This is a genomic window from Nonomuraea rosea (assembly GCF_039539705.1).
GTDB lineage: Bacteria > Actinomycetota > Actinomycetes > Streptosporangiales > Streptosporangiaceae > Nonomuraea > Nonomuraea rosea.
Window position 1 is genome coordinate 312,747 of record NZ_BAABDQ010000005.1, and the last position, 20,573, is coordinate 333,319.

The 20,573-nt window shown below is 71.5% G+C and carries 20 protein-coding genes; 10 read left to right on the forward strand and 10 right to left on the reverse strand.

What is annotated here, in order from left to right; all coding sequences use genetic code 11:
* Positions 1-14: 14 nt before the first annotated feature.
* The 3 genes from glk to zwf all read right to left on the reverse strand — a co-directional run bounded on the left by glk (position 15) and on the right by zwf (position 4,528).
* The gene (gene glk, locus ABEA43_RS15140; RefSeq protein ID WP_345562198.1) at positions 15-980 is read right to left on the reverse strand and encodes a glucokinase; all 966 of its coding nucleotides are present in this window, start codon (positions 978-980) and stop codon (positions 15-17) included.
* 114 nt (positions 981-1,094) lie between these two features.
* Positions 1,095-3,038, reverse strand: coding sequence for a phosphogluconate dehydratase (edd, locus tag ABEA43_RS15145; protein WP_345562200.1), 1,944 nt, complete (start codon positions 3,036-3,038; stop codon positions 1,095-1,097).
* Positions 3,035-4,528: a glucose-6-phosphate dehydrogenase gene (zwf, locus tag ABEA43_RS15150; protein WP_345562201.1), complete on the reverse strand. Its 1,494-nt coding sequence runs from the start codon at positions 4,526-4,528 to the stop codon at positions 3,035-3,037. Before zwf ends, edd begins: the two co-directional genes overlap by 4 nt.
* Positions 4,529-4,671: 143 nt before the next feature.
* On the opposite strand from zwf, the gene ABEA43_RS15155 reads away from it, so the two are divergent.
* The 4 genes from ABEA43_RS15155 (at position 4,672) to ABEA43_RS15170 (ending at position 8,115) form a co-directional block, all read left to right on the forward strand.
* Positions 4,672-5,883, forward strand: a complete 1,212-nt coding sequence (locus ABEA43_RS15155) for an ROK family transcriptional regulator (RefSeq protein ID WP_345562203.1) — start codon at positions 4,672-4,674, stop codon at positions 5,881-5,883.
* Between the two features lie 305 nt (positions 5,884-6,188).
* Positions 6,189-6,374 carry a hypothetical protein gene (locus ABEA43_RS15160; protein WP_345562205.1) on the forward strand — a complete coding sequence of 62 codons (186 nt, stop codon included), beginning with the start codon at positions 6,189-6,191 and terminating at the stop codon, positions 6,372-6,374.
* A gap of 284 nt (positions 6,375-6,658) precedes the next feature.
* Positions 6,659-7,294, forward strand: coding sequence for a TetR/AcrR family transcriptional regulator (locus ABEA43_RS15165; RefSeq protein WP_345562207.1), 636 nt, complete (start codon positions 6,659-6,661; stop codon positions 7,292-7,294).
* Positions 7,291-8,115 carry a class I SAM-dependent methyltransferase gene (locus tag ABEA43_RS15170; protein ID WP_345562208.1) on the forward strand — a complete coding sequence of 275 codons (825 nt, stop codon included), beginning with the start codon at positions 7,291-7,293 and terminating at the stop codon, positions 8,113-8,115. Before ABEA43_RS15165 ends, ABEA43_RS15170 begins: the two co-directional genes overlap by 4 nt.
* A gap of 529 nt (positions 8,116-8,644) precedes the next feature.
* On the opposite strand, the gene ABEA43_RS15175 is transcribed toward ABEA43_RS15170, so the two are convergent.
* The 3 genes from ABEA43_RS15175 to ABEA43_RS15185 all read right to left on the reverse strand — a co-directional run bounded on the left by ABEA43_RS15175 (position 8,645) and on the right by ABEA43_RS15185 (position 12,338).
* Positions 8,645-10,099: an MFS transporter gene (locus ABEA43_RS15175; RefSeq protein WP_345562209.1), complete on the reverse strand. Its 1,455-nt coding sequence runs from the start codon at positions 10,097-10,099 to the stop codon at positions 8,645-8,647.
* Between the two features lie 372 nt (positions 10,100-10,471).
* Entirely contained in the window at positions 10,472-11,428 is a 957-nt protein-coding gene (locus tag ABEA43_RS15180) for a hypothetical protein (RefSeq protein ID WP_345562210.1), read from the reverse strand.
* A gap of 208 nt (positions 11,429-11,636) precedes the next feature.
* Positions 11,637-12,338, reverse strand: coding sequence for a DUF2470 domain-containing protein (locus ABEA43_RS15185; protein WP_345562211.1), 702 nt, complete (start codon positions 12,336-12,338; stop codon positions 11,637-11,639).
* Positions 12,339-12,415: 77 nt separating this feature from the next.
* Between ABEA43_RS15185 and rpsD the strand changes: the two genes are divergently transcribed.
* A complete protein-coding gene (gene rpsD / locus ABEA43_RS15190) occupies positions 12,416-13,030 on the forward strand; it encodes a 30S ribosomal protein S4 (RefSeq protein ID WP_345562595.1) in 615 nt (204 codons plus the stop codon).
* 2 nt (positions 13,031-13,032) lie between these two features.
* Positions 13,033-14,244 (forward strand): low temperature requirement protein A, encoded by a 1,212-nt coding sequence (locus ABEA43_RS15195; protein WP_345562212.1) that lies wholly within the window; start codon positions 13,033-13,035, stop codon positions 14,242-14,244.
* Here the strand turns inward: ABEA43_RS15195 and ABEA43_RS15200 are convergent.
* Positions 14,218-15,009, reverse strand: coding sequence for an ion transporter (locus tag ABEA43_RS15200; protein ID WP_345562214.1), 792 nt, complete (start codon positions 15,007-15,009; stop codon positions 14,218-14,220). The genes ABEA43_RS15195 and ABEA43_RS15200 overlap by 27 nt on opposite strands.
* Positions 15,010-15,094: 85 nt before the next feature.
* Between ABEA43_RS15200 and ABEA43_RS15205 the strand changes: the two genes are divergently transcribed.
* Positions 15,095-15,439, forward strand: a complete 345-nt coding sequence (locus ABEA43_RS15205) for a DUF4190 domain-containing protein (RefSeq protein ID WP_345562216.1) — start codon at positions 15,095-15,097, stop codon at positions 15,437-15,439.
* Positions 15,440-15,444: 5 nt separating this feature from the next.
* On the opposite strand, the gene ABEA43_RS15210 is transcribed toward ABEA43_RS15205, so the two are convergent.
* Positions 15,445-15,948 (reverse strand): MarR family winged helix-turn-helix transcriptional regulator, encoded by a 504-nt coding sequence (locus tag ABEA43_RS15210; protein WP_345562217.1) that lies wholly within the window; start codon positions 15,946-15,948, stop codon positions 15,445-15,447.
* 65 nt (positions 15,949-16,013) lie between these two features.
* Here ABEA43_RS15210 and ABEA43_RS15215 point away from each other — a divergent pair, with 65 nt between their 5' ends.
* Positions 16,014-16,874, forward strand: a complete 861-nt coding sequence (locus ABEA43_RS15215) for a TIGR03619 family F420-dependent LLM class oxidoreductase (RefSeq protein ID WP_345562220.1) — start codon at positions 16,014-16,016, stop codon at positions 16,872-16,874.
* A 113-nt stretch (positions 16,875-16,987) separates the two neighbouring features.
* On the opposite strand, the gene ABEA43_RS15220 is transcribed toward ABEA43_RS15215, so the two are convergent.
* Positions 16,988-17,638, reverse strand: a complete 651-nt coding sequence (locus tag ABEA43_RS15220; RefSeq protein ID WP_345562222.1) for a TetR/AcrR family transcriptional regulator — start codon at positions 17,636-17,638, stop codon at positions 16,988-16,990.
* 67 nt (positions 17,639-17,705) lie between these two features.
* Here ABEA43_RS15220 and ABEA43_RS15225 point away from each other — a divergent pair, with 67 nt between their 5' ends.
* Together ABEA43_RS15225 and ABEA43_RS15230 are read left to right on the forward strand one after the other, a co-directional pair.
* The gene (locus ABEA43_RS15225) at positions 17,706-18,443 is read left to right on the forward strand and encodes an ABC transporter ATP-binding protein (RefSeq protein ID WP_345562223.1); all 738 of its coding nucleotides are present in this window, start codon (positions 17,706-17,708) and stop codon (positions 18,441-18,443) included.
* Positions 18,443-19,168: an ABC transporter permease gene (locus ABEA43_RS15230; RefSeq protein ID WP_345562224.1), complete on the forward strand. Its 726-nt coding sequence runs from the start codon at positions 18,443-18,445 to the stop codon at positions 19,166-19,168. Before ABEA43_RS15225 ends, ABEA43_RS15230 begins: the two co-directional genes overlap by 1 nt.
* 15 nt (positions 19,169-19,183) lie before the next feature.
* Here ABEA43_RS15230 and ABEA43_RS15235 read toward each other — a convergent pair whose 3' ends face one another.
* Entirely contained in the window at positions 19,184-20,542 is a 1,359-nt protein-coding gene (locus ABEA43_RS15235) for a S8 family peptidase (RefSeq protein WP_345562226.1), read from the reverse strand.
* Positions 20,543-20,573 lie beyond the last annotated feature (31 nt).

Here is a 20,573-nt window from a genome sequence, read left to right on the forward strand (position 1 = left end):
CGAGACAGCCGTTGTCAGCCCACCAGCTCCGAGCTGGCCCGCTGGCTCAGCCAGGCGGCCGCGCCGGTCAGCGCCGGTTGGGGCGCGACGATCAGCGCGGTCCCGATGGCCGCTAGATATTCGGACATGTCGGGATTGGCGGCGAACCGCGTGCGGAAGCCACTGGTGCGTACGCGTTCCACGATACGTGGCAGCACTCCGCCGCCCAGGTACACCCCACCCCGTGCGCCGAGCGTCAGCGCCACGTTGCCGGCGAAGCTGCCCAGCAGCCCGCAGAACACCTCGACCGTCTCCGCGCACAGCGAGTCGTCCAGCCTGGCCACGATGTCGGAGGCGGTCAGCTCGGGCGCGCCGACGCCGTTGACCTGGGCCAGCGCCCGGTGCAGCCGGACCAGGCCCGGCCCGGACAGGACGTGCTCGGCCACCACGTGCGGCAGCCCCTGCGACTGCAGGGCCTGGACGATCTCCAGCTCCCTGCGCTCGACGATCGGCACCGTGACGTGCCCGCCCTCGCCGGGGATCGGCGTCCAGCCCTTCTCGGACGGCACCAGCCCGCCGACGCCGAGCCCGGTCCCCGGGCCCAGCACGGCCTTGACGCCGTGGCCGGGCTCCGGGCCGCCCAGCGACACCAGGTCGTCGCCCTCCAGGTGCGGCAGCGACACGGCCAGCGCCTCGAAGTCGTTGAGCAGGCGGACGAACGGCACGTCGAGATCGCGTACGGACCCGGCCCACGTCGAGTTCGTGAGCCGGTAGCGGTCGCCGTCGATCGGCCCCGCCACGGCCAGGCAGGCCGCCCCCGGCCGCACTCCGCCCGCGTGTTCCGCGAGATAGGCGGCTACGGCTTCGGGGAGGGTGGCATAGTCGGCCCCGGCCAGGACCGCGACGTTCGACGGCCGCGCTCCCAGCGAGGTGACCAGGCCGAATCGGGCGTTGGTCCCCCCGATGTCGGCGACGAGCCACGGAAGGTCAAAGGCACTCACGCATACCTCCGGCATTCAGGGCGGCGTCAAGATCGCTCGCCGTACCCCGAAGAATGCCACGGACGCGCACACCGTCCCAGAGCGGGTCGTGAGCGACGCCCCACACGTAGGCGGTCACCGCATCAGCCCGGCGGGCCGCGCGCCGACCGGCGCGCCCGTCTCCAGGTGCGAGGCGCCCGCCTCGGCGGGGAAGCCGAGCCCGGGGCCGTGGTGCGGCGACTCGGCGCCGGCCACCCCGAAGATCCCGGCGCCCTGCTCCGCGTGCCCCGCCATCCGGCGGAAGACCGAGAACAGCTCGCGCCCCGTCCCGACCCACTGCGCGTCGCTCAGCGGCCGGCCCTCGGGCGTCCGCCTGGCCAGCTCCTCGGCCGGCACCAGCAGCTCCAACGTCCCGGCCGCCGAGTCCAGCCTGATGATGTCGCCCTCGCGCACCAGCGCGATCGGCCCGCCGTCGGCCGCCTCCGGTGAGAGGTGGATGGCCGCGGGCACCTTGCCCGAGGCGCCGGACATGCGCCCGTCGGTGACGATCGCCACCCGCTGGCCCCTGTCGAGCAGCACGGCCAGCGGCGGCGTGAGCTTGTGCAGCTCCGGCATGCCGTTCGCGCTCGGCCCCTGGTAGCGGATGACCGCCACGAAGTCCTGCCCGTCCAGCTCGCCGGCCTCGAACGCGCGCAGCAGATCGAGCTGGTCGTCGAAGACCTTGGCCGGAGCCTCGATCACCAGGTGCTCCGGCTTGACCGCGGAGACCTTGCTGACCGCGCGGCCCAGGTTGCCCTCCAGCATGTGGATCCCGCCGTCGGCCGAGAACGGCCGCGCGACCGGACGCAGCACGTCCAGGTCGGAGCTGCCGCCGGTGACCGGCGACCAGACCAGCTCGCCGCCGACCAGCTCGGGAGCCTCGCGGTAGCGGTCGAGCCCGGGCCCGGCCACGGTCAGCACGTCGGCGTGCAGCAGCCCCTCGTCCAGCAGGTCGCCGATGAGGACCTGCATGCCGCCGGCGTCGCGGAAGTGGTTCACGTCCGCCTGACCGTTGGGGTAGATCTTGGTGAGCGACGGCACCACCGGCGACAGCCGGGCCAGGTCGTCCCAGGTCAGTACGATGCCCGCGGCCGCCGCCATGGCCACCAGGTGCAGCGTGTGGTTCGTGGAGCCGCCGGTGGCCAGCAGGGCGACGCAGGCGTTCACGATGGACTTCTCGTCGACCAGCTCACCGATCGGCGTGTACTCGGAGCCGTGCGCGGTGATCTCCACCGCCCGCCGCCCGGCCGCCTCGGTGAGCGCGTGGCGCAGCTCGGTGTGCGGGTTGACGAACGTCGAGCCCGGCAGATGCAGGCCCATGACCTCCATCAGCGCCTGGTTGGAGTTCGCGGTGCCGTAGAAGGTGCAGGTGCCGGGGGAGTGGTACGACTTGGCCTCGGCGTCGAGCAGCTCGTCCCTGCCCACCTTGCCCTCGGCGAAGAGCTGGCGGGTGCGGGCCTTGACCTTGTTCGGCAGGCCAGAGGCCATCGGCCCGGCCGGCACGAAGATCGCCGGCAGGTGCCCGAAGTGCAGCGCCCCGATGAACAGCCCCGGCACGATCTTGTCGCACACGCCCAGCAGCAGCGACGAGTCGAACATGTCGTGCGACAGCGCGATCGCCGCCGCCATGGCGATCACGTCGCGGCTGTAGAGCGACAGCTCCATGCCTGCCCGGCCCTGCGTGATGCCGTCGCACATCGCCGGCACGCCGCCCGCCACCTGCGCCACGCCGCCCGCCTTGCGCACGGCCGCCTTCAGCTCCGGCGGGTACGTCTCATACGGCTGGTGGGCGGAGAGCATGTCGTTGTAGCTGGTCACGATGGCCACGCCGGGCTTGGCCGTGCCGCGCAGGGCCGGCTTGTCCTCGGCGGAGGCCGCCGCGAAACCGTGCGCCAGGTTCGCGCAGCCGAGGTGCGCCCGCGCGGGGCCCTTCGCCCGCGCGGCCTCGCCGTCGCGCCTGATCCGGTTCAGGTACACGGCCCGGCTGGCGGCGCTCCGCTCGGCGATGCGGTCGGTGATGTCCTGGATGACGGGATTCACTTTTCCTCCTCGTGCCAAGCGCGACCGCTGCGGCCGAGCAGTTCGTGGGCTCCCGCGGGGCCGGTGGTCCCCGCGGGGTAGGGCTCGGGCAGCTCGGCGGACGACTCCCAGGCCGCCAGGATCGGGTCGATCCAGCGCCAGGCCGCCTCCACCTCGTCGCGGCGCATGAACAGCGTCGGGTTCCCGGCCAGCACGTCGGTCAGCAGCCGCTCGTACGCCTCGGGCACCCGCGCCGTGAACGTCTTGCCGAAGCTCAGCGACATCGGCACCGGCTTCAGCGTCACCTCGCCCGCACCCGGCTCCTTGGCCATGATGTGCAGCTCGATGCCCTCCTCCGGCTGCAGCCGCAGCACCAGGCGGTTCGGCGCGCCGCCGGGGAAGATGGAGTGCGGCACGTCCTTGAACTGCACCACGATCTCCGACCTGCGGTGCGGCATCCGCTTGCCGGTGCGCAGGTAGAACGGCACCCCGGCCCATCGCCAGTTCTTGACCTCGGCCCTGATCGCGGTGAACGTCTCCACCCGCCGCGAGGCCTCCGTCGTCGGCGTGGAGGCGGGCTCGTCGAGGTAGCCCGGCATGCCGCCGGCCTCGACGTACTGGCCGCGCACGGTGAACCGGTCCGCCTCCGTGCCCGTGATCGGCCGCAGTGCCTGCAGCACCTTGACCTTCTCGTCGCGGATGGCCTCGCGGTCGTTGCGGGCCGGCGGCTCCATCGCGGTCAGCGTGAGGAGCTGGAGCAGGTGGTTCTGCACCATGTCACGCAGCGCGCCCGCGTGGTCGTAGTAGCCGCGGCGGCCGGGCGTCCCGACGGTCTCGGCGGCGGTGATCTGGACGTGGTCGATCCAGAGGGAGTTCCAGATCGGCTCCAGGAAGGCGTTGGCGAAGCGCAGGACCAGGAGGTTCTGGACGGTCTCCTTGCCCAGGTAGTGGTCGATGCGGAAGATCTGGTGCTCGCCGAAGATGGCGCCGACCTCGTCGTTGATCCGTTGCGCGCTCGGCAGGTCGTTGCCCAGCGGCTTCTCCAGCACCACGCGCGAGCGCGGCGTCACCAGCCCGGCCTCGTCCACCCCCCGGCAGAAGGGCCCGAACGTCCTGGGCGGGCTGGCCAGGTAGAACACCCGGTCGCGCTGCTCGTGCCCGGCCAGCAGCCTGGTCAGCGCGCCCCAGCCGGACCTGTCCGCGTCTTTTCCGTGGTCGCCCACGTCCACCGACACGTGGTGCAGGCGGCCGAGGAAGCGCTGCCAGACGGCGGGGTCGTCGATCGGGACCTGGTCGCGTACTTCGGCGTCCACCTTGCCGCGGAAGTCCGCGTCGGTCAGCCCGCCCCTGGACATGGCGATGACGCGGGTCTCCGGGGAGAGCCGGCCGTCCCTGTCGCTGTGATAGAGCGCCGGGATCAGCTTGCGCATGGACAGGTCACCGGTCCCGCCGAAGACGACGAGATCGGCGGTGTGCGAGCCGGATTCGGGTGAGGTCGAGAGGGGGGACACGGTGGTGAGCTCCGATGATCTACCGAAGGAAGGACAGAACGGACACTAACGAGAGTTCGGGTCTTAGACAAGCAGAGTTTTGACATGTGAGATGAAAAAGTAGCTACTTTTCATTACCTAAGCCCATGTGGTTCACTTAACCGATGCCACGACGTACCGCTGCGACCCTTGCCACAAGTGGCGAGGTGCTCCGCCTCATCCGCACAGGAGAGGCCGTGACGCGGGCCGATCTCGGCCGGGTGACCGGCCTGTCGCGCCCCGCGGTCCAGCTGCGCGTCGGCGAGTTGCTCGAACGCGGGCTGGTCCTGGAGCGCACCGACGCTCCTTCCACCGGGGGGCGGCCGCCGGTCAGGCTGGAGTTCAACGCCACCGGCGGCGTGGTGCTGGTGGCGGCGCTCGGCGCCAGCCGCACGCGCGTCGCGGTGTGCGACCTGTCCGGGCGGGAGCTGGAGGGCCGCGACTTCGCGATGGACGTGGAGCAGGGGCCCGACGTCGTGCTGCCGCTGCTCATGGACACCTGGGACGACCTGCTCGGCGACCGGCCCCGCTCGCTGATCAGAGGCGTCGGGATGGGCATGCCGGCCACGGTGGAGTTCGCGCAGGGACGCACGGAGAGCGCTCGCGTGATGGCCTCCTGGACCGGCGTGGTGATCCCGCCGATCATCTCCGCGCGGTTCCCCGTGCCCGTGCTGGTGGACAACGACGTCAACGTGCTGGCCATCGGCGAGCACCGCGGCGCCTACCCCGACCTCGACGACCTCATGTTCGTCAAGATCTCGACCAGGATCGGCGCGGGCGTGATCGCCGGCGGCGGGATCCTGCGCGGCGCGATGGGCGCGGCGGGCGAGATCGGGCACATCCCGGTGCTGGACGGCGGCGGGGTGCTGTGCCGCTGCGGCAACACCGACTGTGTCGACTCCGTGGCCAGCGGCACCGCGCTGCTGCGTGACCTGCGCGCGCGGGGCAAGGACGTCAAGACGATCGCGGACGTGACCGCGCTGGTGCGGGCCGGCGACGCCGAGACCATGGCCACGGTGCGCGAGGCCGGGCGCAGGATCGGCGAGGTGCTGGCCGGGGCGGTCAACATCCTCAACCCCTCGGTGGTCGTGCTGGGCGGGGACATGGCGGAGGCGTTCGGGCCGCTGGTGTCGAGCATCCGCGAGGTCGTCTACCGCCGGTCCACGGCGCTGGCGACCCGGCGGCTGCGCATCGAGCCGAGCCGGCTGGGTGCGGCGGCGGGCATCAGCGGGTGCGCGGTGATGGTGCTGGACCACGTGCTGTCGCCGGACGCGGTGGACGAGACCATGACGGTCTCCGCCCTGCGCCGCGACCGCGGCCTGGCCGTCTCCGGCTGACGCGACCGCGGCCTGGCCCCTCGCCGGCTGCGGCTACCTTGGACCGGCCGCCTCCAGCCGACGCCGCCTCTCCCGCAGATCCCAGCGCGGTTCGTCGCTCTCCTGCCCTTCCGGCAGCGTCTCGAACGGCTGCCCGCCCGCCGGAGCCAGCTCATGGCGGGCCGGCGCCGCCATGGCTCGTTGCGGGTCATGGCGTGCTCGTACATCACCACGTCGGCGGCGGCCCGCCCATGCAGGTCCGGCCGCCGGTGGGTCTGCGCGAAATGCCCGGGTGAGACCCGCGCGCCCAGCCGCGCCACGCCGGTGTGCGCGATCGGCTCGCCCGCGAGCAGCCGCGGGCGCAGCAGCCCGGTCAGCTCCAGGTCCTCGCAGGTCACCACCCTCTTTCCGGTACGCCCGCGAGCAGCCGCATGCGGACGTTCTGCTCCTTCGGCGCCCGCTCGGGCAGCCCTGCCCGCTCGAACCTCTCCAGCCGCGTGACCGCCGACTGATACGCCCCGGACAGCGCGTCGTTGTTCGCCGATCGCTGCCGGAGCGTGTGGACCAGCCCGCGCAGCCGCGCCCGCTCGTCCTCCCAGCGCTGCCGCCGCTCCTCCAGCCGCCGCCGGTTTCCCGGGCACAGCGGCCAACCGCCGGCTCAGCTGATGAATCCACCCCTATCCATCAAGAAACGTTCACCTACCCCGAAGGCCCCTTCACTTGATGCTGCACAACCGTGCAGTATGTTGTCCAGGCAGACAGCAAATTGCATGCGCAGACAGGAGTCAGCCGACCTATGACCCCCGGCAATGAGCCAGATCCCGAGGACCTCACCGCCCGTGCCCGGATCAGGGAAGCCGCGGTCAAGCTCTTCGGCGAGCTCGGGTTCGAGCGCACCACCTTCCGTGGCATCGCCGAGCTCGCCGGCGTGGCGCCCTCGCTCGTACGCCACCATTTCGGCTCCAAGCAGAGCCTGCGGGACGAGTGCGACAAGCAACTGATCAAGACCTTCCGGCGGCTCAACGAGCGCGTCGAGACCGCCGGCCTCGACGCGGCCCCCCGCGTGCGGCCCTCCGCCGAGCTCGGCCCCTACCAGCGCTACCTGGCCCGCGCCCTGAGCGAGGGGGCGGCCACGGAGCTGTTCGAGGAGTTCATACGGATCCATGAGCAGTGGCTCGCGCGCGAGGACCTGACCAGGGATGTTCCCCCGCAGGCCGACCTGAGAGCGCGCGCGGCGGTGCGCACGGCGATGACGCTGTCCGTCGCGGTCCTCCACGACCACGTCTCCCGCACCATGGACGCCGATCTGACCAGCCCGCAAGGAGAGCTACGGCTGTTGCGGGCCCTACTCGACGTGCACTCCCGACCTCTGCTCACACCACAGGAGGCCGCCGCGGCCGGCGACGCCCTCGATCGAGGAGAAGTGCCATGAACAGGACCGACACCCACTTCACCGGCATCCGCAACAGCGCGTTCGTCACGCTCTACGCACGCTGGCGTGACAGCCTGGACCGGCGCTCGATCCTGCGCGACTCCTGGGCGGGCGGCGTGGTGGAGCGGCTGAGCTTCGACTTCACCCAGTTCGCACGGCTTCGCTACACCCGCTTCACCATCGCCGCCCGCTCCCGTCTGCTGGACGAGTGGGTACGGCGCTTCCTGCCGGACAACCCCGGCGCGGCGGTGCTGGACGTCGGATGCGGGCTCGACAGCCGCGTCTTCCGCGTCGATCCGCCGCCCGGGCACCCCTGGTACGACGTCGACTTCCCCGACATGATCGCCCTCAGGGACAGCCTCTACCCGAAGCGGCCCGACCACACCAGTGTCGGGGCCGGCGTCGCGGATCCCGGCTGGCTGGAACGCATCCCCGGTGACCGGCCCGTGATCGTCGTGGCCGACAGCCTGTTCATGTTCCTGCCCGAGGACGAGCTCCGGCGGCTCCTCCACCGGGTCGCCGACCACTTCCCCAGCGGAGAGGTCGTGTTCACCGCGTACTCGTCCCTGGTCAAGCGGCGAGAGGCCAAGAAGGGGTTGCCGCCGTTCTTCGAGCGCAACGACATCAAGATGCGGTGGACCCACGACGGGCCGGACGACGTCGCCCGCCTCGACGACCGGCTGCGCCAGGTAGAGCAGCACAGCCAGACCGAGCTGCGACTGCACCGGGGCGCACCGCTGTATGACAAGCTGATGTGCGCGCTCGTCAACCTCTCCCGCTCCGGGCGGCTGGCCGGGACCGTGCTCCGCTACCAGTTCTGAAGAGGCCTCCCGGCCCCCACGCCCACCCTCGCCCCAGGGACCGCCCTCGGCTCTTTCGGCAGCACCTTCACACCGCACACACTCGGTCCCCGCCTGGGCCCCTATGCTTTCGCGTTCCCCGCTCGCGTTCCCCGCTCGCGTTCGACCCCCGCCCAGGCGCCCTCGCGCCTGGCCGCTGCCTTCATGCGTTCGGCCCCGCTCATGCGCTCGCCCGCCGGGGCCGCGTGTCCGGCCTACCGCCACCCGCCTGGCCCCGCCGCCTGCCCCGACGCCTGGCACTCCTGTGCGCGGCCTTACGCGTCCCCAACCGCTGGGTGCCGTTGAGTGAGCGCGGCTCCGTCGGCCTTGCCGAGCGGCGTGCCGTCGGCTGTTCGGTCCGGTATCCGGTAGTTCGCGCGCCGCGCCGACCTTCCGGGCATGCCGAACGGGCCTGCCCGGGTCGATCCGAGGGCAGGCCCGCAGGGGAGAGGGGGATTCAGCGGGCGTCTCACGCCCCGGGACGGCGGCACCGTCGCGGACGCTCGTCCGCTCAGTGGGCGGGGTGCTCGGCGGCGTCCTCGCGAGCCTGCCTGGGCAGCAGCAACCCGGCCAGGAAGGTCACGGCGATCATGCCCCCCGTCACCCACAGCGTGACCTGGACGCTCCCGGTGCCGAAGTAGACCGTCCCGAGCAGCGCCACGCCCAACGCACTGCCCACCTGCTGCAACGCCGTCAGGGTGCCGGAAGCGGAGCCTGTCTCCGCCGGCTCCACCGCCGCCATCACGATGCTGAAGTACGGGCTCATGATCAGGCCACTGCCCAGCCCGGCCACCGCCAGAGCCGGAGCGAGCTGCCAGGGGGAGACCCCGGGAGAGGCGATGACGATCACACCGGCCACCCCGAGAGCCATGACGACGGCCCCCGCGAGGAGGACCCTGCGGCCGTACTTCCTGGAGACCTGCGCGACGCCCATGCCCGCGATCATGCCGAGCGACGAGGGCACGCCGGTCAGCGCCGCCTTGAGGGGAGAGTAGCCCAGGCCGATCTGGGTGTAGAGCCCGACCACCAGCAGGAACCCGGCGAATGCGGCGAAGTAGATCGTGCCGGTCGCCATGCCGGAAACGAATGCCCGCTTCCCGAACAGGCTCGGCGCCACCAGCGGGTCACCGCCGCGCCCTGCCCTGCGCCGCTCATGCGCCGCGAAGACCACGAACACCACCGCGGAGGCCGCCATCAGCCCGAACGTCCACGCGGGCCACCCGAGCTCGCCACCCTGCACCAGCGGGAACACGATCAGGACGGTGCCGATGGAGGCGAGCACCGCGCCCGGCAGGTCGAGCCGCACGCCCCGCACGGGCCGTGAGGCGGGCAGGAACCGCAGGGCGGCCAGCGCCGCGCCGGCGCCGATGGGCAGGTTGATCAGGAAGATCAGCCGCCAGTCGATGCTGGTCAGCGCGCCCGCCAGAATCGGCCCGCCCACCGCGGACAGCCCCATGACCGGCCCGAACAGGCCGAACGCGGTCTGCAGCTCCTTGGGCGGGAACATCTCCTTCATCATCCCCATCCCCTGCGGGATCATCGCCGCCCCGAACAGCCCCTGCACGATCCGCGCCGCGATGATCGTCTCGGAGGAGAAGGTGAGCGCGCAGAGCAGCGACCCGATGGTGAACCCGGTGACGCCGATGAGGAACATGCGCTTCCGGCCCACGATGTCACCCAGCCGCCCGCCGGTCAGCAGGCCCGCGGTCATGGCCAGGGTGTAGGCGGCGCCGAGCCACTGGATGAGCGAGGTGCCGCCGCCGAGCTCGGCTCGCATGGTCGGGCCCGCGACGTTGGTGACGGTGGCGTCGAGCAGTTCCATCACCGATCCGGCGAGGATCACCGCGAGGGCCGGCCAGCGCCACTTGTAGAGGCCCTGCTCGACGGGTGTGCCGGTGGCGGGCGTCGTGGCGGTGAGGGCCGGTTCTGCGGGTGTCCGCACCGGGCGGGTGTCGAGGGCGGTCATCTCTGCCTCCAGATCGGAACGGCTTGTTCTGTTCCAGAATAGCAGAACGGAATGCTTCATTCCATAAGGCAGTCCAAGATCTTCACCCGGAAACCGGTCAAGGGGGCGCGTCGTCACGGCGAGCGACCCGTGAGCCTTCACGACCGGCCATGACGGGCGGCCACTGGGTGCGGCGCGTGCGGTGACCTTGGCCCGCCGTAACAAGGAGGGGGTGTGGGTTGTCGACAAGGAGGGGGTGTGGGTTGTCACGAGAGCGGGGCGTGGGGGTGGCGGCCAGCGCGAACCGGTGGTGTCGCGGTTCGGCAAGCTGGGGCTACGGACAGGTACGGGTACGCGTGCGGGGCTGGGCGTCAGGCTGTGGCGGGCGTGGGGTCAGGTCTGGGGGCGGTGGGTCTTGCTTGCGGAGGTTTTCGTCCGGCCCGGTGGTGTGTGCCTGACCTCGGCGTTGGCGCCGATCTCGCCTGACGGCTCGATCGAGGACGGCGCGCCGGACGCGGTGGGCTGGTGGGTGGTCCGCTTCGTCGTCGGGGTCGCGGCGGAGCCCGGCGCCGGCGCCACCGCCTGGCCGTGCTTGGACGTCGGCATCGGTGAGACGGCGGACGTCTCGGCGGCGAACGTGCGGCCAGGCGACTTACGCGAGGCGGCGGGCGTTCGGGAGTCGGCGGGCGGGTCCGAGGCCGGCCTGCCCGCGGCTGGACCCCCAGGCCCGGACGGCGTGCTTGAGGTGGCGGGCGTGTTCGCGCCGGCGACCGTGCCGGATGCGGTGGGCAGCGCAGAACGGCCGGGTGCGGTGGAGAAGTGCCGCGTCGGCGTGGGCTTGACGAGGGCGGATGCCTCGGGCATGCCGTTCCCTTCGCCCGGCCAGTCGGCCGCGTCAAGTGTCCGCATGGTGGACGATCCGCCGATCAGCACGGCGGCCATGGCGAGCATCAGCGTGCCGATCAGTACGCCGGTGGCCATCAACGCCTGGCGGCCCCGCTCGGCCGGCACGCCCAGCTCGGCGCCCGCCCCCACTGCGGCCCGCGTGCCCGGCCCAGCGCCCGGTCCAAAGCCCGTTTCAGTACCCGGCCCAATGCCCGGTCCGAAGCCCGTGTCGGCGCCTGGTCCAGTGCCCAGTCCAGCGCTCGCCTCGGTGCCCATGCCGAGCCCAGGACCATGTCCAGCGCTGAGCTCAGCGCCATGCCCAGCGGCTGTGCCCAGCTCGGCGTCCATCCCCACGTGGGCATAGGGGTCCGGGTCGCGCGTGACCGGGTCGATGTCCGTGACCGGGTTGGTGAACTCGCCGCCGGGGTCGCCGGGCTCGGCCTGGGGTCGGTGCGTTCGGGTCACGGTTCAAATGTAGAGACGCAAGCGCACTCATCGGGCCATGTATAGGTATGTCCCGATAAATCATAGACAACCGTGATCATCTACGGCCGAAGCTCACCACTCGGCGAAGGACCCGGCCGCATGCCGCCAGACCTCGTTCCGCCCAGCATGTCCCGACCCGGCCGCCTTCCGCTCCGTCATCGGGGGATCGACATCGGCGCAAAAACGGTCAGCAGGTGCACAGCAGGCCGCGCATCGCCGTCTCCAAGCAGAGCTCCGAATGCGCGGGGATCGGCCAGGGGAAACGGATGAGCGACTCGTCCACCCGCACGGTCGCGCCGAAGCGGTCCAGCTCCCACAGCCACACCTCGCCCGCCTGCTCGCCGAGCTGCCGGGACACGCCCGCGGTGAGCTGCGGCCGGTGCGAGGCGTTGACGTGGGCGAGCACCCGCTCGGCCGTCTCGGCCAGCGGGTCGGGGGCCGCGCCCAGGTAGTCGTCGGCGTCCAGCAGCCCGGACTCCTGCCCGGTCAGGTAGACGACCTGGCCCACGTCCAGCCGCAGCAGCCGGGGCGCGTCCCGCTGGCCGAACCGCTCCAGCGCCTCGAACAGGCTCTCGTCCGCGCTGTGCGCGGCCACCGCGACCGCCGCTCCGCGCGCCTCTTCTTCCGGTACGGCCTCCGCCCACCCCTGCACCTCCAGCAGGCCACGCGGATGCGAGATGGTGCCCAGCTGGCGCATCGCCGTCAGGTTCACCGCGACGACGGCGTCCTCGCGCAGGCCGTGCAGGGATTCGCCGGGCAGCACCAGGAGCACGGGCCGCCCCCGCTCGTCCACGCCCCCACGGGCGGGAGAGGGGGCGCCGTCGACGGACAGCTTCGCGACGCTCGCGGTCGTGGCGAGGGTGCGCACCCGCTCGGGGATCGGCAGCATGACGCCTCCTTGAGTACAACAGCAATGGTAGGTTAGGCTTACCTAAGTAAGGAATACCTAATCACATCGAGGTGAACGTGCGCTACACCGGCCCGAAGGTGCGACTGTCGCGTCGCGCGGGCGTCCCGCTGACCAGGAAAGCCGTCCGCTACTTCGAACAGCGCCCCTACCCGCCGGGCGAGCACGGACGAAAGACCAATCGCCGCACGACAGGCGACTACGGGGTGCGGCTGCTGGAGAAGCAGAAGCTGCGCTGGTACTACGACGTGTCCGAGCGGCAGCTGCGCCGCTACTGGGACCTCGCCCTGCGCAAGCCCGGCGCGTCCGGCGCCGAGCTGGTCACGCTGCTGGAGAGCCGCCTGGCCTCCGTGGTGCTCCGCGCCGGCCTGGCGCCGTCGATCTACGCGGCGCGGCAGTACGTCAACCACGGGCACATCGCCGTGGACGGCCGCAAGGTGGACATCCCGAGTTACCTGGTCAAGCCAGGTCAGGTGATCACGGTCAGGGAGCGGTCGCGCAGGATGCAGCCGTTCGTGGCCGCCGCCGAAGGGGTGTATGCCGACGAGCGCATCGCGCCCTACCTGTCGGTCGACCACGCCGACCTGCGCATCACCATGACGAGCAGGCCCGAACGCCAGCAGATCGCCATCCCGGTGGACGAGCAGCTGGTCGTGGAGTTCTATTCTCGTTAGCCGTGACAGAAGCGGGAGAGCGCCACGCGAGCTGGCTGGAGCTGTTCTTCGACCTCGTCGTCGTCGTGGCGATCGCGCAACTCGCGCACCGGCTCGAACATCCGACGTGGGCGAACGTGGCGCTGTTCGTGCTGCTCTACTACGCCGTGTGGAGCGTGTGGACGACGCTCACGCTCTACTCGAACGTCCGCGGCGAGCGGACTCACGTGCGCAGCATGCTGATCGGCATGTTCGGCATCGCCGTGATGGCCGCCGCCGCGCCGGACGTCGCTCACGAGATGGCGCCCGGCCTGACGCACGACGGCTGGTTCATGGCCGCGTACATCGTCTGCCGGATCAGCGCCGCGCAGTCTCTGCAGCACTCCGGCACGATCATGACGGCCTGGCCGGCGGCCCAGCTCGGCGCGGGGCTGGCACCCTGGCTGGCCGCCATCTGGGTCGAGCCCCCATGGCGTTACGCGCTGTGGGGGCTCGGCCTCGTCATCGACATGCTCTTCTCCATCCTGCAGAGCCGCAGCCCCGAACGCATGATCGACGGGATGCGGCAGCAGCGGCACCGGCTGGAGCTGCGCGAGCAGCGCAGGGCCCGCCCAGGACGCCCCGCGCACCCGGCAGAGCCGCTCACCGCCGCCGTGCTCGACCCGGCGCACCTGGGGGAGCGGCTCGGGCTGTTCGTGATCATCGTGCTCGGCGAGGGGGTCATGCAGGTCGTGATGGCCTCCTCCGGGCACTCCTGGACGCCGGCCCTGGGGCTGGCGGCGGTGGCCGGATTCGGCCTGATCGTCTCCGTGTGGTGGCTCACCCTCCAGTACGGCGTGAGCGCCGTCCCCGGAGCCCCGGAACGCGGGCTGCGGGCGTATGTGGCGCTGCCCGCGCACTTCGCCATGACGGCGGGCATCACCGCGACCGCGGCCGGGCTCGGCGTGGTCGCGGCGGAGCCGGCCGGGCACCTGCACGGCGGCGTCGGCTGGGTGCTGGGCGGCGGCCTGGCCGTCTACTTCGCCGCCTCCACCGCGCTCGGCCTGGCGGCCAGGGCGGAGCGGCGCTGGATCTGGGGCTGGGCGGTGCCCTCCATCGTCGCCCCGCTGGCGGTGGCCGCGGTCGCCGGCCTGCTGGCCGCCTGGATCGTGGTCGCGCTGCTGCTGGCCGTCGCCCTGTGGCGGGTCGTCTACCGGCCGCGCGGCGGCTCAGTCGAGAACGTTCTGCCGGCGTAGCTCGGCGACCTCCTTGCGCAGCTCGATGAGCTCGTCGAGGATCCGCTGGGTCTGGTTCGACGTGCTGTCCTCCAGCGCGGCCCGCTCCTCCGCGCTCTCCTCGTCCATGGCGCTGACCACCACCGCCAGGAAGAGGTTGAGCACCACGAACGTGCACACCAGGATGAAGATGGTGAAGAAGATCCAGGCCGTGGGGTGCTCGGTCATCACGTCCCTCGCGATGTTCCCCCAGTCGTCGCCCGTCATCGTCTGATAAAGCGTGAACAACGACGTCGGCAGGCTGCCGAAGCGCTCGGGCGCGGCCTGCCCGTAGAGCTTGGTGGCCATGACGGCGGCCACGTAGAGCACCAGGGAGAGCAGCACCACGATCGAGCTCATCCCCGGCATCGCGCGCAGCAGCGCGGACACCACGCGCCGCAGGCTCGGCACGACCGACAGCAGCCGCAGGGCGCGCAGGATGCGCAGCGAGCGCAGCACCGACAGGCCGCCCGTCGAGGGCGCGAGGGCGATGGCGACGATCAGGGTGTCGAAGATGTTCCAGGGGTCGCGGAGGAACGCCGAGCGCTCGACGTAGACCTTGGCCAGCAGCTCGACGACGAAGATGTAGAGCGCGACGTGGTCGACCACGGTGAGCAGGTGCCCGTGGCTCTCGACCACGGCAGGGACCGTTTCGAGGCCGAGGGTTCCCGCGTTGATCAGGATGACGCCGACGATGAACTGCTGGAAACGCCGGCTGGCGAGGAAGACGCGGGTGCGTTCACGCACGGGGAGAGGCTCCTAAGAGATTGATCATCTGCCCCACTATGATGACGCAACATGATCAAGGCGGAGACTGTGGTATAAAACCCACTTGACCGCCAGCCGAACGAAGGGGGCCGGGCGCACCATGTCCTATCCGCACTACGGCCCGTCCGCTTACGGCGCGCCACCGCAGACCCATCCCCACGGCACCACGATCCTCGTGCTGGGCATCCTGAGCCTCGTGGTCTGCACGTTCATCGGCCCCTTCGCCTGGGTGATGGGGAACACGGCGCTGCGCGAGATCGACGAAAGCGGCCATTACTACGACAACCGCAGCGCCGTCCAGGCCGGTCGCATCTGCGGGATCATCAGCTCGGCGATGCTCATCCTCGTCGCCGCGCTCATCGTGACCGTCGTCGGGCTGGCCCTGATCACCGGCGGATTCTCGTCATAGCGGCGTCAGCGGGCGCTCTTGTGCCGCGGGCGCAGTTTCTGCTCCGCCCAGAACGGCTCCATGACCTGGCCGATCGCCCGGCTGAGAACGCGCCGCTCGTCTGACGAGAGCGGCTCGAACACCTCCTCGCCCACGTCGTCGGCGTGGGCGCGGGCGCGCCGGTGCAGGTCGAGGCCCGCCTCGGTGATGCGGACGGTGTAGCGGCGCCGGTCGCTGGGGTTGCGGGCGCGCGTGCAGAGGCCGCGTGCCTCCAGGTCGTCCACCAGCCCGACCATCAGCGTGGGGTCCAGCAGCAGGAAATCGGCCATCTCCTGCTGCGAGAGCGAGTCGGACGAGCTGAGCATCGCCAGCACGAGGAAATGCCGGACGCGAATCCCCAGCGGCTCCAGCGCGGCCTCCAGGCGCTGCTCCAGCCACCAGCCGCACTTGGAGAGCTGGAAGCCGGTCAATGACGCGAGGCCCGCCGGCAGCCCGCCGCGCAGTGACCCGTCCGCCGTCTGATCTGCCACGCCTCCAGGCTATATCAACCGGATAATCGCTCCCATCGATAGTAGAACTCTTCTACTATCGAACGATGACCCCTACGATCGGGCTCTTCGCCGCCAACTTCCACCTCTGCGCCCAGCCGCGGGTCGCGGCGCGGGTCGCCACGCTCGCCGAGGACCTCGGATACGACTCGCTCTGGGTCGGCGACCACGTCGTCCTGCCTCGTCCCAGGGTCGGCCCCTCGCCCTTGGAGCCGGACGCGCCGCTGCTGGAGGCGGTCGTCGCGCTCACCCACCTCGCCGCCAGGACCGAGCGGATCGCGCTCGGCACCGGAGTGCTCGTCCTGCCGCAGCGCAACCCGGTGATCCTGGCCAAACAGCTCGCCGCCGTCGACGTGATCAGCGAAGGACGGCTGATCTTCGGGATGGGCGCCGGGTATTTGGAGCCGGAGCTGCGCGCCGTCGGCGTCCCGATGGAGGGTCGCGGCGCCCGTGCCGACGAGTACCTCGCGGCCATGCGCTCACTCTGGTATGACGACGTCCCCGCGTTCCACGGCCGCTACGTGGACGTCGAAGGCGTCGATGCCTATCCGCGCCCGGTGCAGCGGCCGATCCCGGTGGTGGCCGGCGGGCACAGCCCGGCCGCCCTGCGCCGCGCCGCCCGGCACGCCGACGGCTGGTACGGCTGGATGCTCGGACGCCGGGCGGCCGCGGAGCTGATCTCCCGGCTGCGGGCCGCCGCCGCGGCTGCGGGCCGCGACCCCGCGACGCTGCGGATCTCGATCACCCCGCCGCGCCCGCCGGACGCGCAGTCCGTGCGCGACTACGGCGACCTGGGGGTGGACCGCCTCATCGTGCTGCCGCCCGCCGGTGACGTCACGCCGGCCGAGCTGGAGCGCTTCGTCGAAGACCACGCCCCGCCCAAGCTGGGCGCCCGCCCGGCGGGCTGAGCGACGTCCCCCGCTCGCCCCGCCCGGACCGGCTGAGCGACTCCCCGGCCCACCGGCCGGGACCCGGGCGCACGGCGTCAGCGCCCGCCCGGCCGGGATCCGGGCGCGCGGCGTCAGTGCCCGCCCGGCGGCGTCCGGGCGCCGTAGTCGCCGAGGCCCGATTCGAGCAGGCCGAACGCCTGCTCCGCCTGCACCCGCAGATCGGGCGCGATCGCCTCCCAGACGTCTCCCGCCAGCATCCTGCTCACCGCGTAGCCGGTCAGGATGCGTGTGGTGTCGAGGACGTGCGCCGCCACCATCTGCGGGACGAGGTCGTCCGGATCGGAGTCGAGCTCGTCGGCCAGCATCCGCGCGAGCCCCGCCTCCCGCTCGACGTGGAGCTCGCGAAGCCGGGCGACCAGGGCCGGGCTGGCGCCCACGATCCGGGCGAACACGTCGCTGCCCATGTTGAGCCCGTAGCGCCAGTCGCGCGTGTCGATCGCGTCGAGATAGTCGCGCCGGAAGGCGCGCACCACGCCCTCCCCCGGACGGCGCTCACGCAGCACCTGCTGCGGCAGGTCCACGGCCAGCTGCTGCCGGTCGGCGAAGAGGTCCTCCTTCGTGGGGAAGTAGTTGAACACCGTGTTGACCGACACGTCGGCCGCTCGCGCCACCTCGGCCACGGTCACGTTGTCGAACCCGCGCGCCATGAACAGCCCCATCGCCATGTCCGCGATGCGCTGCCGGGTCTCGCGCTTCTTCCGCTCCCGCAGCCCCTCTTCCATGCCTCCATCGTACCTAAGTTGCAGTGACACCAAAATTACAGCTACCCTAATTTTGGAGGCGATGAAAATGATTGAGACTTCAGGTCTGCGCAAGACCTTCGGCGGCGTAGAAGCCGTCGCCGGCGTGGACATATCCGTACGACCAGGCGAGATCGTCGGGTTCCTCGGCCCCAACGGCGCGGGCAAGACCACGACCATGCGCATGCTGACCACGCTGCTGCGCCCCACCGACGGCACCGCCACGGTGGCGGGCCACGACCTGCTCGGCGACGCGAAGCAGGTGCGCCGGCGCATCGGCTACGTCTCCCAGGGCGGCGGGCTCCTGCCCGTGCTGCCGCCGGCCGGCGAGCTCGTGCTCCAAGGCATGCTGTACGGCCTGAGCCGCCAGGCCGCCACCGCCAAGATGACCGAGGTCCTGGCCAGGCTGGGCCTCACCGGGCTGGAGTCGAAGCCGGCCGCCGCGCTCTCAGGGGGTCAGCGCCGCCGCTTCGACATCGCGTTCGCCCTGCTGCACGACCCGGTCCTGCTCTTCCTCGACGAGCCGACGACCGGGCTCGACCCGCAGAGCCGGGCCAACCTCTGGGACCACATCCGCGCGCTGCGCGAGGAGAAGGGCATGACGGTGTTCCTCACCACCCACTACCTCGACGAGGCCGACGCGCTCTGCGACCGGCTGCTGATCATCGACCACGGCCGGATCGTCGCGGAGGGCACGCCGGCCGGGCTCAAGGCCGGCGGCCGGACGCTCGACGACGTGTTCCTCGACATCACCGGCAGGTCGCTGCGCGAGGAGGCGGGCGTCTGATGCTGCGCGACACCTGGGTGCTGTTCCGCCACGGCGTGCACGTCACGCTCAAGCAGAAGGTCGGCATCATCTTCGGCGCGATCCAGCCGCTGCTCTTCCTGGTGCTGTTCGGGCCGATCTTCACCACGTTCGGCACGTGGGAGACGCTCGTCCCCGGGCTCGTCATCCAGCTCGGGCTGGTGAGCATGGGGCTGGCGGGCTTCGGCGTGGTCTTCGAGCGGCGGTCCGGCGTCCTGGAGCGGATGCGCGTCACCCCGGCCAGCCGCCTGGCGCTGCTGCTCGGCCGCGTGCTCAACAACGCGCTCACGCTGGTCGTGCAGCTGGTGCTGCTCCTCGCGGCCGCCTTCGCGCTGGGCCTGCGGGCCCCGGTGCTCGGGCTGGCGGCCGGCTTCGTGCTCGTCGTGGTGCTCGGCACCAGCCTGGCGGCGCTGTCGTACGCGGTCGCGCTGACCATGAACGAGCAGTTGTTCGCGCCCGTGATGTCCACCGCGGTGCTCCCGCTGGTGCTGTTGTCCGGCTCCTTCCTGCCGATGTCGATGGCGCCGGGGTGGCTCGACGCCATCTCGCACATCAGTCCGTTCAGGTACGTGCTGGAGGCGCTGCGCGACCTGTTCGCCGGGCACTACCTGACGGGCACCGTCGGCGTGGGAGCGGCGGTGACCGTGGTCTTCGCCGCGGTCAGCCTGACGATCGGGACGCGCGTGTTCAACAGGGAGAACGCCTGAGCGGGCGGGATCTGGTCAGGCCACGCTCTTGGCCCGCCGCTGGAGCGCGGCGATGATCCCCGCCGGGTCCACGATCCCGTAGCCGTAGTCGTAGTCGAACCCCACCTCGCTGCGATCCTCCGCGGTACGCCGCAGCAGCGCCCGCAATTGGGCCGGCGACAGCCTGGTCGACGGCCAGCGGGTGCGCACCGCGGCCACGAGCCCGGCGGCCACGGGCGTCGCCGCGGAGGTGCCCGAGTCGGGCTCGCGCTCGCCGAACGCCTTGGACCCGGAGAAATGCGTGTACGCGCAGAGGTCGGGCTTGCGCGCGGTCAGCCGCCCGGGCCCCTGGGAGGAGTAGCCCACCCGCTCCCCGTTGACGTCGATGCCGCCGATCGACAGGGCCTTCGGATGCGAGTTGGCGCCCACGATGGGCCGGGAGGCGTAGGCGCAGCGGCCGTCCGGGCACTCGCGCCCGCAGTTGCCCGCCGCGAACAGCACGTCGGCGCCCGCCCGGTCGAGACTCGCCACCATCAGGTTGAACGGGTGCGCCGCATTGTCGGAGTAGTTGCCCGGATGCCCGACGGGGAAGTCCCATTCGGCGGAGAAGGACCCCCATGAGTTGTTCACCACCAGCGCCCTGGAATCGGCGGGCTGGGCGTCGAGCACGTTGCGCAGGTGCGCGAACGCCGCCACCGCGTCCGACAGCAGCCCGTCCAGGGCCGAGCCGCCCGGCCTGGTGGACAGCAGCACCGGGATGTCGATCAAGGTGGCCTGCGGCGCGGCGACGAGCGTGTCGAACGCGCACATCGTCCCGTGATCGACCTCGAACTCGCCCGGCCTGCCCGTCACGCCCGACGGGCTCCAGCACCGCGCGGCGTCGAGCGTGACGCCCCGGCCGAGCTGCCTGGCCGTGTGGGCCGCGTTGATCCCGGTGTCGAGAATCGCCAGCGCCACCCCGGCGCCGTCGAGGCCCTCGGCGTGCAGCCCTGGCACGTTCAGCAGCCGCTCCACGTCGTGCCAGTCACCGACCGGCGGATCGCCGCCGCAGGCCGGCGTGGACTCGATGACCGGGTCGGCGAACACGCCCACCACGTCGGGCCTGAGCGCGGGCAGCAACGTCACCCTGGAGGCCAGCTCGTCGTCCGAGATCGTGCCGCGCACCAGCACGGAGGCGTCCTCGGCGGCCAGCGAGAAGTCGAGCGGCTGGTTCAGCGACAGCGGATCGCCGCCCGCGAGCGGAACGGGTCTCGGCACGGCCACCGGCACGAACGCCGAGTCGAGCTCGACTCCGGGCAGCCCGTCGGCGACGTCGGCCGTGGTGGCGGTCTGGCCGGGATCGGCGACGGCCGCGACCAGATCGGGAGAGGGGCGGAGCTGAATCAGGACCCGCATGAGTCACCACCGGACGATTGGAGGGAACGAA

Excerpts from the sequence above, each read along its gene's own strand:
- ABEA43_RS15155 (WP_345562203.1), top strand. The coding sequence starts at position 4,672 with ATGCCACGACGTACCGCTGCGACCCTTGCCACAAGTGGCGAGGTGCTC.
- ABEA43_RS15165 (WP_345562207.1), top strand. The coding sequence starts at position 6,659 with ATGACCCCCGGCAATGAGCCAGATCCCGAGGACCTCACCGCCCGTGCC.
- ABEA43_RS15170 (WP_345562208.1), top strand. The coding sequence starts at position 7,291 with ATGAACAGGACCGACACCCACTTCACCGGCATCCGCAACAGCGCGTTC.
- ABEA43_RS15175 (WP_345562209.1), bottom strand. The coding sequence starts at position 10,099 with ATGACCGCCCTCGACACCCGCCCGGTGCGGACACCCGCAGAACCGGCC.
- ABEA43_RS15185 (WP_345562211.1), bottom strand. The coding sequence starts at position 12,338 with ATGCTGCCGATCCCCGAGCGGGTGCGCACCCTCGCCACGACCGCGAGC.
- ABEA43_RS15215 (WP_345562220.1), top strand. The coding sequence starts at position 16,014 with ATGACCCCTACGATCGGGCTCTTCGCCGCCAACTTCCACCTCTGCGCC.
- ABEA43_RS15220 (WP_345562222.1), bottom strand. The coding sequence starts at position 17,638 with ATGGAAGAGGGGCTGCGGGAGCGGAAGAAGCGCGAGACCCGGCAGCGC.
- ABEA43_RS15225 (WP_345562223.1), top strand. The coding sequence starts at position 17,706 with ATGATTGAGACTTCAGGTCTGCGCAAGACCTTCGGCGGCGTAGAAGCC.
- ABEA43_RS15230 (WP_345562224.1), top strand. The coding sequence starts at position 18,443 with ATGCTGCGCGACACCTGGGTGCTGTTCCGCCACGGCGTGCACGTCACG.
- ABEA43_RS15235 (WP_345562226.1), bottom strand. The coding sequence starts at position 20,542 with ATGCGGGTCCTGATTCAGCTCCGCCCCTCTCCCGATCTGGTCGCGGCC.